The organism is Streptomyces sp. NPDC101118 (genome assembly GCF_044759445.1).
Classification (GTDB): Bacteria; Actinomycetota; Actinomycetes; order Streptomycetales; family Streptomycetaceae; genus Streptomyces.
The window spans coordinates 119,383-131,596 of record NZ_JBIVZG010000021.1 but is presented as its reverse complement, the minus strand read 5'-3'; the positions used below and the strand labels follow the sequence as shown (position 1 = coordinate 131,596).

General features: G+C 72.9%; 9 protein-coding genes. 6 read left to right on the top strand and 3 right to left on the bottom strand.

The annotated features are described in order from the left end of the window. Positions 1 to 7: 7 nt before the first annotated feature. Entirely contained in the window at positions 8 to 472 is a 465-nt protein-coding gene (locus ACIQUQ_RS28535) for an SRPBCC family protein (RefSeq protein ID WP_403981419.1), read from the top strand. A 100-nt stretch (positions 473 to 572) separates the two neighbouring features. On the opposite strand, the gene ACIQUQ_RS28530 is transcribed toward ACIQUQ_RS28535, so the two are convergent. Next, on the bottom strand, positions 573 to 857 hold the full coding sequence (locus tag ACIQUQ_RS28530; protein ID WP_403981417.1) for a hypothetical protein: 285 nt from the start codon (positions 855 to 857) through the stop codon (positions 573 to 575). A 220-nt stretch (positions 858 to 1,077) separates the two neighbouring features. Here ACIQUQ_RS28530 and ACIQUQ_RS28525 point away from each other — a divergent pair, with 220 nt between their 5' ends. After that, a complete protein-coding gene (locus ACIQUQ_RS28525) occupies positions 1,078 to 2,337 on the top strand; it encodes an alpha/beta hydrolase family protein (RefSeq protein WP_403981414.1) in 1,260 nt (419 codons plus the stop codon). 364 nt (positions 2,338 to 2,701) lie between these two features. On the opposite strand, the gene ACIQUQ_RS28520 is transcribed toward ACIQUQ_RS28525, so the two are convergent. Then, positions 2,702 to 3,418, bottom strand: a complete 717-nt coding sequence (locus ACIQUQ_RS28520; RefSeq protein ID WP_403981411.1) for a TetR/AcrR family transcriptional regulator — start codon at positions 3,416 to 3,418, stop codon at positions 2,702 to 2,704. 105 nt (positions 3,419 to 3,523) lie between these two features. Between ACIQUQ_RS28520 and ACIQUQ_RS28515 the strand changes: the two genes are divergently transcribed. Beyond that, entirely contained in the window at positions 3,524 to 5,248 is a 1,725-nt protein-coding gene (locus tag ACIQUQ_RS28515) for a CocE/NonD family hydrolase (protein ID WP_403981408.1), read from the top strand. 72 nt (positions 5,249 to 5,320) lie between these two features. Continuing rightward, a complete protein-coding gene (locus ACIQUQ_RS28510; RefSeq protein ID WP_403981405.1) occupies positions 5,321 to 7,759 on the top strand; it encodes an ADP-ribosyltransferase domain-containing protein in 2,439 nt (812 codons plus the stop codon). A gap of 66 nt (positions 7,760 to 7,825) precedes the next feature. Here ACIQUQ_RS28510 and ACIQUQ_RS28505 read toward each other — a convergent pair whose 3' ends face one another. Then, positions 7,826 to 8,128, bottom strand: coding sequence for a hypothetical protein (locus ACIQUQ_RS28505; RefSeq protein WP_403981402.1), 303 nt, complete (start codon positions 8,126 to 8,128; stop codon positions 7,826 to 7,828). Between the two features lie 325 nt (positions 8,129 to 8,453). Here ACIQUQ_RS28505 and ACIQUQ_RS28500 point away from each other — a divergent pair, with 325 nt between their 5' ends. Together ACIQUQ_RS28500 and ACIQUQ_RS28495 are read left to right on the top strand one after the other, a co-directional pair. Then, positions 8,454 to 10,601 carry a sulfatase-like hydrolase/transferase gene (locus ACIQUQ_RS28500; protein ID WP_403981399.1) on the top strand — a complete coding sequence of 716 codons (2,148 nt, stop codon included), beginning with the start codon at positions 8,454 to 8,456 and terminating at the stop codon, positions 10,599 to 10,601. Continuing rightward, a complete protein-coding gene (locus ACIQUQ_RS28495; protein ID WP_403981397.1) occupies positions 10,598 to 12,157 on the top strand; it encodes a carbohydrate binding domain-containing protein in 1,560 nt (519 codons plus the stop codon). Before ACIQUQ_RS28500 ends, ACIQUQ_RS28495 begins: the two co-directional genes overlap by 4 nt. Positions 12,158 to 12,214 lie beyond the last annotated feature (57 nt).

Below are 12,214 nucleotides of genomic sequence, written 5' to 3'. Positions count from 1 at the left end.
ACACCCCATGACCTCCACGCCCCACCAGCCCCTCCACCCCACCACCATCGACGAGAACGCCCCGGTCGTCGCCGACCACTCCATCCGCATCGCCGCCCCCCTCGACCGGGTCTGGGAGCTGCACACCGACATCGGCAACTGGCCGCAGTGGCTGTCCGCCATCACCGAGACGCGGATCGACGGCCCCCTCGCCCCCGGGACGACGTTCCACTGGGTGACCGCGGGGATGTCCATCGACTCCACCGTCTACGAGGTCGACCCCGAGCGGCACCGCATCCTCTGGGGAGGACCCGCGCACGGCATCACGGGCATACACGAGTGGACCTTCACCGAAGACGGCGACGGCGTCCTCATCCGCACCCGCGAGTCCTGGTCGGGCGCCCCGGTCGACGCCGACCGGGACACCCTCGCCGCCGCCCTGGACGACTCCCTGACCACCTGGCTGACCACCCTCAAGCAGACAGCGGAGTAACCACCCGGCAACGAGCCCGGCCCCCGAAGACGGGGGCCGGGCTCGTCGTCATCCGCCGCCGGACACCCGGCCACGTCCGCCGGCTACGAGCCGGGGCGCGTCACCCGGCAGCCGCGACCTGGCCGGCCGTGACCTGCGGAGGGTTGGGCAGCAGGGACGCGAGGTTGTCCCGTACGAACTCGGCCGCCCGCCTGACCGACTCCTCGGCCCCGGCCTGGTTCTCGTAGACGCTGGTGGACACCATCACTCCGTCCCCGGCATCGATGAAGTAGTAGGCCACGAACCCGGTGACCTGGCGGAGCACGGGTACGAAGCCCTCCGCCACCCGACGCCCCGCCTCGGCAGGATCGGTCACCCCTTCGTACCGCCGAACCACTGCGTACACGGCTGCTCTCCTCACCGTTTTCCAAGGTCACGTCGCGGAACGACATACCCCGCAGCACACCTCCCGCTCGCCGCACGCGCGGAAGGCACCTGTATGGGCGCATGGGGAACGCCGGCCTCGCGTACCGGGTCGGGCGCACCGGGACCGGGGGCTTTCCCCCGCAACAGCCCTGAGGCGCACCGGATGTCGGGGCGCGCGGCGCATCCGTAGCGTTCCGGGCATGACGACCACGACCCGCACCCCGCACACCCGGAAGGCATGGCTCCGGCGCGGCGCCGCTGCCGTGGCCCTCGCGGCCGTACTCGGCGGCACCGCCGCACCGGCAGCCCTCGCCGCCGCACCTCCGGCCGCGCCCGCCACCCACGCGCCCGCCCGGGGCACCCTGACCGGCATCACGCGGCTCGACACCCTCGGCCGCGCCCAGGTCGTCGACGCGCTCGGCACCCTCGGCATCGACCCCGGCACCGTCCGGTACGGCGTCACCGCCCACCGCCTCACCTACGCCACCGTCGACCCGTACGGCCGCCCCACCACCGCCACCGGCCTGCTGGTCCTGCCCCGCGGCGGACCGCACCGCCTCGACCTGGTCTCCGACACCCACGGCACCGTCGCGTACCGCGACGACGCGCCCTCCGGCGGCGCCGGCTCCAACCGCCTCCTCCCTTACCTGCACGCCTCCGCGGGCCGCGCCGTGGCCGCCCCCGACTACCTGGGCCTCGGCGGCGGCCCGGGCCGCCACCCGTACATGGACACCGCCTCCGCCGTCACCGCCTCCGCCGACATGCTGCGCGCCGCCCGCACCGCCGCCGCCCGGCTCGGCCGGCCGCTCACCCGCGACGTGTACGTCACCGGCTTCTCGCAGGGCGGCCAGGTGGCGATGGCCCTGGGCCGCGAGCTCCAGCACGGCAGGCACGGTCTCCGCCTGCGCGCGCTGGCTCCGATAGCCGGCCCCTACGACCTCCTCGGCTCCGAGATCCCCGGCATCGCCGACGGGCGGGTCGCCCCCCGAAGCGCCGTCTACTACCTCTCCTACTTCCTGACCGCGCAGAACCGGCTGCACCCGCTGTACGAGGACCCCGCCGAGGTCTTCCGCGCGCCCTACGCGCGGTCGGTGGAGGGCCTGTTCGACGGGAGCCACCAGGACGCCGAGATCGTGACCACCCTGCCCGGCACCCTGCGGGAGCTCCTGACCCCGGAGTGGGCGGAGAACGTCCTCGCCCCGGGCGGAGCCCTCCGCACCGCCCTCGCCACGAACGACGGCAGCTGCGCCTGGCGGCCCACCGCACCCGTGCGCCTCTACGCGGGCGCCGCCGACACCGACGTACCCATCGCCAACTCCCGCGCCTGTGCCGCAGACCTGGCCCGGCACGGAGCCCGGGCACGGGTCGTCGACCAGGGCCCGGACGCGGACCACTTCGGCACCGCGATCCGCTCGGCCCCCCAGGTGGTCCGCTGGTTCGACACCCTCGCCCGCCGCTAGCCCGACCCGCCTCCGCACGGTCACCCCATCGTCGCGCGCAGGCGCCGTCGCGTCGTACGCCGGCGCCGGCCCGGCCGGGTGGCCGCCGGCGCGATGTCCTGACACCGGCGTCATCCACCGGCGCGGCGAGATCACGGCGTGAGGCGGGCGCCCTGGGGGAGCGCGACCGGCGGCTAGCCGAACGCGCGGAAGCCGATGGTCACGTCCTCACGGGGGAACCGGTGGGTCGACGTTGTCGTACGCGACCTCGACCTCGACCTCGACCTCGGCCGAGCCTGCCGCCGGCGTGCGTTCCGCAGCCGCCCGCAGCACCTGCGTCGCCGGCCCCTGATGGGCCCGCGCCAGCGCCTCCCGCTGGGGCGGGTCAGCCGGTGTCGAGGCCGTCGACCAGGCGGTTGAGGAAGCGGGTGAAGGTGGCCTCGGGGGTGACGGGGCGGCCGGGGGCGGCGAGCGCTTCGGCGAGCTCGGGGTGGTGTCCGTCCGCGGCGACCGCAGCGAGGTAGCGCGCTTCGAGCGCGGCCTGACCGGGGGACTGCGCGGCTGCCGCCTGCGCGATCTCGTGGCCGACGTGCCCGGCCACGAAGCCCGTGAGCTGGGCGAAGACCTCCAGCTTGGCCGCACCGTCCAGCCCCGTGGGCCGCAGGGCGGCGAGTGCGTGCTCCAGGAAGGCCAGGGTGTTCGGCCCGGGGACGCGGCGCGTGGCCAGGGCGGCCGGCAGCCAGCGGTGGCGCAGCATCAGGGCCCGCTGGAGGTGGGCCACGGCCTTGAGGTCGGCCCGCCAGTCGCCGGTGAGCGTGCCGCCGGCCGACAGTTCGCCGCTGACGTGGTCGACCATCAGGTCCAGCAGCGTCTCCTTGTCGGGAGCGTAGCTGTAGAGCGACATGACGCCGGCTCCCACCTGCGCGGCGACCTTCCGCATGCTGACCGCTTCGAGCCCCTCCGCGTCCGCGAGGCCGACGGCAGCGACCGTGATCGCCTCGCGGCTGTAGGCGGGCCTGCGGCCCCTGCGGGGCCGGGCAGGGCTCAGCCACAGCTGCTGGGGATCGACGCCCGGGGCGCCGGCCCCTCCGTCACCCGCCATGGTCCACGTTCCTTCCTCGACGGCCGCTCTTGCGCTGCCCAGTCAAGCATCCTCTATTCTCGTACACTGTACGAAAATGAACCGATGGAAGGGCAACGAGGAACGATGACGTCACGCACGCACGGTCTGCCGAAGCCGGCCTGGGCGCCGCCCGCCGGGAAACCGCCCCTCGCCGCCCGGCTGATGAGGGCCACCTGGCGCCGCCTCCCGGCCAAGCGGCACGACGTGGGGTGGGAACCCGGCCTGGAGGTCCCGGCCGCCGACGGCAGCCCGCTGATCACCGACCACTACTTCCCGCGCACCGCGGGCGACTTCCCCACCCTCCTGGTCCGCTCGCCCTACGGCAGGGGAGCGCCCTGGTCCCCCATGTACGGCCTGCTCTTCGCCGAGCAGGGCTTCCACGTGGTCCTGCAGAGCTGCCGCGGCACCGGCGGTTCCGGTGGCGCGTTCGACCTGTGGCGCAACGAGCCGGCCGACGGCCTGGCCACGGTGGCCTGGCTGCGCGACCAGCCGTGGTTCAACGGAACGCTCGGCACCGTCGGCCCCAGCTACCTCGGCTACGTGCAGTGGGCCCTCGCCGCCGACCCGCCGCCCGAACTGAAGGCCATGGTGGTGCAGGTGGGCCTGCACGATCCCCACGCCCTCTTCCACGCCGGCGGCGTCCCGCGCCTGGAGACCGCCCTCGCCGTCGCCGTCGGCATGACCTACCAGCACCAGGGCACGGCACCGTTCCTGAAGGCGACCCTGCGCCTGCAACGCCGCCTGCGTGACGTCATCGGCGCGCGCCCGCTCCGCGGCGCGTACACCGCGGCACTCGGCGGCGAAGTGCCCTGGCTGGACGACGTGCTGACGCACCCGGACGGCACGGACGCGTACTGGGCCGGCGCGTCCCTGGCCGACGTGGCCGAGCGGCTCCGCGTACCCACGAGCCTGATCACCGGCCGGTACGACGTACTCGTCGACCAGACCCTCGAACAGTACGAGCGGCTGCGCAGGGCGGGATGCGAGCGCGCCCTGCTCGTCGGCCCCTGGACCCACACCTCCGCCCTGCAGCGGGGATGGCCCGAGGTGTTCACCGAAAGCCTGGCCTGGCTCCGTGCCCACCTGTACGGGGACCGCGCCGGCCTGCGCCCCACCAGGGTGCGCGTCCACACCGGCGGCGAGAACGCCTGGCGGGACCTCGGCGACTGGCCGCCGGCCGCCGCCGTCAGCCCCTGGTATCCCACCGCGCAGGGACACCTCACCCCGCAGGCCCCCACCGGCCCCGCACCGCTGGCCTCCTTCGTCCACGACCCGGCCGACCCCACCCCGTCCCTGGGCGGCCCCCTGCTCTCCCGCACCGCCGGTCCGCGCGACAACGGCCGCCTGGAAGCCCGGGACGACGTACTGACCTTCACCGGCCCGCCGCTGACCGGGCCCGTCGACGTCATCGGCCCGGTCTCCGCGCGGCTCTCCGTGTCCACCGACACCGGTCATGCCGACGTCTTCACCCGCCTGTGCGACGTGGATCCGCACGGCCGCTCCGTCAACGTCTGCGACGGACTGGCGCGGCTGCGGACGGAGGGGCGGCAGCCGTCGCGGACCACCGTGCCCATGAGCGCCACCGCCCACCGCTTCGCCGTCGGGCACCGCATCCGCTGGCAGATCAGCGGAGGCGCCCATCCGCGCTACACCCGCAACCCCGGCAACGGACAGCCGTCACTGGACGCCACCACCCTCACCCCGGTGCACATCACGCTCCATGCGGACTCGGCGCTGCTGCTGCCCGGCCCCACGGCCCCGGACGCAGCTGCACCACCGTCACATGACGACAGGTCAGCGGCTCTCTGACCAGGCTGCGTTGTCAGTGGCGGGCGATACGTTCGAGGTCTTGGAAGCGCTGTTGTACGACAGGAGTGGACGATGACCGAGAGCACTGTGCTGCCCGCGCTCAGGGTGGTGCTGACGGACGTCAACGAGCGTGTGGTGGAGGCGTGGCGCGCCGCGTTCGCCGACACCCCCGGCATCGAGATCCGCAAGGGCTCGATCCTCGACGAGGACGTCGATGCCTGGGTCACCCCCACGAACTCCCGCGGCCGGATGGACGGCGGGGTCGACGCCGTCATCAAGCGTTACCTGGGCTCCGGCATCCAGGTACGCGTCCAGCGGGCGATCCGCGACCGGTTCGCCGGCCCCATGCCGGTCGGCAGCGCTGTCTGCGTCCCGTCCGGCGCGACCGTCCCCCGGTACCTGATATCGACGCCGACGATGGTGCGCTCCTCGCAGAACGTCAGTGCCACGCTGAACGTGGCGCTGGCGTGCGCGGCCGCGTTCCAGGCCGTCCACCGGCAGAACCGCAAGAAGCCGGGCAGCATCCGGTCCGTGGCGCTGGTCGGGCTGGGGGCGCAGACCGGTCAGGTGCCCGCCCGGGTGTGCGCCAACCTGATGTGGACGGGCTACACGCTCTTCCACGACCACTGGTTCGAGGACGACGACGAGCTGCGCTCGACGATCGTGTCGCAGCTGCACGGGATCGAGAGCGCGCCCTTCGACCAGCGGGTACGCATCGTCCCGCCGGCGGCCGCCACGCCCGCCGCCCCCGCGCCGGCACCGGAGGCCCAGGCCCCCGCCCCGGCACCCGCAGCCCCCGCTCCGGTGGCCGAGGCCGCCGCTCCCTCTCCCACCGATCCTCCGCACCAGCCCCAGCCCCAGCCCGAGCCCGAGCTCCAGCCCGCGCCCGAGCCCCAGCCCGAGGCCGCGGCCGAGCCCGACACGAACGACCCCCTCGCCCTCACCGAACTCTTCGACGGCGGCGGGGAGGCCTGGCTCCCGCTGCTGAAGCCGGTCATCGAGGCGCAGCCGGACGCCGAGCGGTTCATCGGGAAGGGCCGCAGCCACGAGGTGGTCCCGGTCCGCGAGCTGACGTTCCAGGCACTCAAGCCGAACCCGCCGCACAAGTGGAAGGTCGTGGTCTTCGGCCAGAACCCGTACCCGCGGCCGGAGAGCGCCACCGGCATCGCCATGTTCGACAACACCTTCAGCGACTGGAAGGACAGCCAGTTCGGCCGGGTCGTCAGCATCCGGTGCCTGATCAAGGCGGCGGCGATGTGGAAGTACGGCATCGCCAAGAAGACCCCGATCGCCGACGTACGGGCGCTGTTGAAGGAGCGGGACACGGTCCAGCCGCCGGAGTGGTTTCAGGCGATGCTGACGCAGGGCGTGCTCCTGCTGAACGCGTCGCTCACCGCGAGCGGCGACGGCGCGATGGGTGCCGACCACCACACGACGTTTTGGCGGCCGGTCGCCGAGCGGATCGTGGAGGAGATCCTCAAGGCCAAGCAGGACGCGCCCGAGGAGGACCGCGGGGTCGTGTTCGCCTGGTGGGGTGCGCACGCCCGCAGCCTGAAGCGGGTCGTCCTGCGGCTCCAGGAGAAGTACCCGGACGTCGAGGTCCGGCACCTCGACCACGCGAACCCGGCGGCACAGGGCGACATCTTCTGCGAGGGCGACCACTTCGCCCAGGTCAACGACGCGCTGACCTCGCTGGGCGCCGACGGCATCGACTGGCTGCCCAGCAAGGGCTGGAACACGACGACGGCTGGCGCCAGCGGTCAGGCCGGGGACGTCGCGGCCCGCATGGGCGCCTTCATCGAGTCGACGATGAACCTGCACCAGCTGTACCTGGAGCGCCTCACCAGCGTCAAGGACGAGGGCCTGGTCCTGCCCGCGATCACCGGCGTCTTCGACACCCCGCTGATGGACTTCCAGGGCGCCGTCGCCCCGGTCTCCGAGGCGCTGGCCGGGCTCGCCGGACACATCCGGCGGTCCCACGACTTCGGCAAGCACCGCGCGGACCAGGCGGCGGGCGGTGGCCTGTCCGCCGACGCGATCGCAGCGCTCCACCTCTACACCTGCGAGTCGGCCTTCTACCGCGAGATCAACAGCGTCCTGCGCTCACCCGACCGCACCAAGGTCACGCCGTACCTTCCGTACCTGCGCCTGCTGTTCTCGGCGGTCTCGGAGCTGCCGGCCTACACGCAGCCGCTGTTCCGCGGCGTGTCGCTCGACCTGCGAGCGCAGTACCCGGTGGGCCGCACGGTCACCTGGTGGGGCGTCTCCTCGTGCACCTCGGAGCTGAAGGTGGCCAAGGGATTCCTGGGCAGCCGAGGCAAGCGGACCCTCTTCGAGGTGACGCCGGCCCGAGCGGTCGGGATCAAGAGCTTCTCCGCCTTCACCGGCGAGGAGGAGTACATCCTCACGCCGGGCACCCAGCTCAAGGTGACGGAGGTGCGGAACGAATCCCGCGGCCTGTGCACGGTCCGCCTGAGCGAGGTCACGGACGCCACCCCCGTGGTGTCCTGACCCTGGTCCACTCCGGGCCCGCCCGCCCTGTGCGGGCGGTCGGGCCCGGAGCCCTCAGAGACCAACCTAGGCCGTCGCCCACTCGATACAGACCAACTCGCCGTGGCGCCATCCACGCTTCAGACAGCCGCCGGTCGAGGAATCGGGCTCGGGGGAGTCGCTGCGGGCGACGAACTCGGTGATGATCCTCTCGCCCTCGATGCGGGACCGCCCGTGCCGGCGCGTGTAGTCGATGCCGAGCTCGCGCTCAAGCGCCAGACTCGCGAGGGCGTACCTCTCCGCCATCTCCGGATGCTGCTCGAACGCATACTGGATCTTGTCCAGAAACGCGCGGTCTGTCTCGGGCAGGGCGTCGGGACGGGTGGTCATGCTGCCTCCTGGAGCGAGGTGGGAACGGCGGGGGGCGCGAGCACCACACCCTCCCTCAGGAGAGCCCTCCCACCCGGGCGCCGCAATCGTTCCGCCGCCATTCAGACGCCCGACGGCCCGGGCCGGGCCGCACCGCCTCCGGCTGATGCAGCCCCCTGGGTGCCGTCACCCGTCCGGCCGCGCTCGGCCGCGTCCTGACCGGTACGGACCGACTCGCCGCCCTGGATTCGACGGCATCAGTACCAGGCCGCGCGCGAGGCGGCCCACGAACGCCCGGCCCCTGCGTCGGCGCGCGGCACGCGGCGAGCGAAGGGCAGTGCAGGACATGACCGGTCGCCCCAACATCCTGCTGGTCGTCACCGACGAGGAGCGCGCCTCCCTGCCCCGGCCCGAGGGCTTCTCCCTGCCCGCCCGGGAACGTATCGCGGCCCGCGGCACCACCTTCGAGCGCTACTACACCGCCTCGGCGCAGTGCAGCTCCGCCCGGTCGGTGATCTACACCGGCCAGCACCTGCCGCTCACCGAGATCTACGACAACGACAACATGCCCTACATCCGCCCCCTCGACCCCGCGCTGGGCACCCTGGGCACCATGCTGCGCGAGGCGGGCTACTACACCACTTACCAGGGCAAGTGGCACCTCTCGAACTGCTACGTGACCCCCGAGAACCCCGGCCCGACCACCGACGCCCTGGAGCCCTACGGCTTCAGCGAGTTCAACGACTGGGGCGACATCGACGGCGGCGCCTGGGCCGGCCTCAAGCTCGACCCCGTGATCGCCGGCCAGGCCGTGCGCTGGCTGCGCAACCGCGCACCGGTCGTCTCCGAGGACCAGCCCTGGTTCATGGCCGTCAACTTCGTGAACCCGCACGACATCATGAGCTTCGACTACGGCGGCCGCCCCCAGGTCCAGCTCCCCTTCGGCCTCGCCCACGCCGTCGTCACGCGCGCGGCCGCGAACATCCCCGTCTACCAGCGCCGCTGGGACTTCGACCTCCCCACCAGCCTGCACGACGACCTCTCCGGCGCGGCCCCCGCGGTCGCCGAGTACGCACGGATGCTGGACACCGTCTTCGGGCCGGTCGCCGACGACGCGCACTGGTACGACGGCCTGAACTTCTACCTCAACGCCATCCGCGACGTGGACCGCAGCGTCGAGATCGTCCTCGACGCCCTGGAAGCCTCCGGACAGGCCGACCGCACCGTGGTCGTCTTCACCTCCGACCACGGCGAGATGGCCGGCTCCCACGGCCTCCGCCAGAACTTCCACGTCCCCTTCATGATCGCCCACCCCGACCTGCCCGGCGGGGGCCGCACCCAGGCCCTCGCCTCCTCCGTGGACATCGCCCCCACCCTGCTGGAGATCGCCGGCGTCGACGCGGGCGGGACCGCCACCCGGCACCCCGGCCTCAAGGGCCACTCGCTGATGCCCGTTCTCCACGGCCGCCCCGTACGGCAGGGGATCCTGAACGCGGTGGAGTCGATCACAACCCTCGACGCCTCGTTCTGGTTCGAGTTCGCCGACCCGGACGCGCCCGAGCGCGTCGCGTCCGGCGACCTGCGCCCCGACTGGAACAAGCGAGGCTTCCTGCGCGCGTACTCCGACGAGCGCTACACCTTCGGCCGCTACTTCTCCCCGCTGAAGCCCAACCGTCCCGCCGGCACCGAGGCGCTCCTGGCCGACAACGACGTCGTCCTGTACGACCGGGAGCAGGACCCCGCCGAGCTGCGCAACCTGGCCGCCGACCCGGCCCACCGCGACCTCGTCGAGCGCTACCGCGCCCTGCTGGGGACCTCATCGACACCGAGATCGGCCCCGACACGCGTGCCTGGGTCACCGAACGGCCGCGACTCCTCGGCTGGCCCACCTGGCACGGCGACGACCACCGCCCCGAAACCCTCACCGCACAAGGACGCTGACCGCCCGAGCCCGAGCGCCCGCCCCCCTGGCAAGCCACAGCCCCGCGTCGAGCAGGCCCTCACCGGCTCCGCCCTGACCTGCACCCTCCTGCGACCGGACGCCTTCGCCGGCAACTCCCTGGGCTGGGCCCACTTCATCGGCCGGGCGCTGCCGGGCCAACTCGCCTACCCGGAGGCGCAGATCGCGCCCATCCGCCCGCGGGACGTCGCCGGCATCGCCGTCGAGGCCCTGACCGGCACCTCGCTCACCGGCCGCGCGATCACCCTCACCGGCCCCGGGTCACTTCATTGGTCCAGACCTATTGACCGCCCCTCCTGCCCGCTCCTACGATCCGGACCGGCACGGCCCCACACGTCCGCACGTATCCAGCGCCGCGCGTCACCCCCACCCCGGCCCTGTCATGGCCATGGCGTTCGGCAGGAAGGGAGCACCCCATGTTCCGTCGGAGGCCACGACCGGCGCACCGGCCGCCGGGCGACACCACCCCCCTGGCGCCGCCCCACCACTCCGCGAACGGCTCGCGCGCCCTGCGGCGTTCGCTCGCCGGGATGAGCGCCGTCGCCCTCGTCGCCGCCGGCATGGCCGTGGCCGGATCCGTCTCGGCCGGAGCCGCGACAGCCGAGGACGCGGTCGGCAACCTGGTGGCGAACCCCGGGTTCGAGAGCGGCCTGACCGGCTGGACGTGCGCGGGCGGCTCGGGCGTGGCCGTCAACTCCCCGGTCCGCTCCGGGACTTCCGCCCTCAAGGCCACGCCGACCGGCCAGGACAACGCCCGCTGCGGCCAGACGGTCAGCGTGCAGCCCAACTCCGCGTACACGCTCAGCGCCCACGTCCAGGGCAGTTACGTCCACCTCGGCGCGACCGGGACCGGACTGACCGGCACCACGTCCACCTGGACGCCGAACAGCGCGTCGTACGGGCCGCTCACCGTCAGCTTCACCACCGGACCGAGCACCACGTCGGTCACCGTCTACCTGCACGGCTGGTACGGCCAGCCGGCGTACCACGCGGACGACGTCTCGCTCACGGGCCCCGGCGGCACGACGCCGCCGCCGACGAGCCCGCCGCCCCCCACGACCGAGCCGCCCACGACCCAGCCCCCGACCACCCAGCCCCCCACCACCCAGCCCCCGACGACCGCGCCACCCGGTGAGACCTGCCCCACCAAGCCCAAGCCGTCGGGCAAAGTCCTCCAGGGGTACTGGGAGAACTGGGACGGCGCCGCGAACGGCGTCCACCCCGGCATGGGCTGGATCCCCATCACGGACAGCCGGATCGCCGCCCACGGCTACAACGTCATCAACGCCGCCTTCCCAGTGATCCTCTCCGACGGCACCGTCCTCTGGCAGGACGGCATGGACACCGGCGTCAAGGTCGCCACCCCCGCCGAGATGTGCCAGGCCAAGGCGGCCGGAGCGACGATCCTGATGTCGATCGGCGGCGCCACCGCAGGCATCGACCTCAGCTCCAGCACGGTCGCCGACCGCTTCGTGGCCACCGTCGTCCCGATCCTCAAGAAGTACAACTTCGACGGAATCGACATCGACATCGAGACCGGCCTGTCCGGCAGCGGCAACATCAACACGCTGTCCGCCTCCCAGGCCAACCTGATCCGCATCATCGACGGCGTGCTGGCCCAGATGCCCGCGGGCTTCGGGCTGACCATGGCGCCCGAGACCGCGTACGTCACCGGCGGAAGCGTCACCTACGGGTCGATCTGGGGCTCGTACCTGCCGGTCATCAAGAAGTACGCGGACAACGGCCGGCTGTGGTGGCTGAACATGCAGTACTACAACGGCAGCATGTACGGCTGCGCCGGCGACTCGTACCAGGCCGGCACCGTCCAGGGCTTCACCGCGCAGACCACCTGCCTGAACAACGGCCTGGTCATCCAGGGCACCACCATCAAGGTCCCGTACGACAAGCAGGTCCCCGGCCTGCCGGCCCAACCCGGCGCGGGCGGCGGCCACATGGGGCCGAGCCTGGTCAGCCAGTCCTGGAACGCCTTCGGTGGCGCCCTCAAGGGCCTGATGACCTGGTCCGTCAACTGGGACGGCTCGAAGGGCTGGGGCTTCGGCGACAACGTCAAGTCCCTCCAGGGCCGCTGACCCCCCACCCACCCCGTCGTGCCCCCGGAGCCGCTCTCCGGCCCGGGGGCACGACGC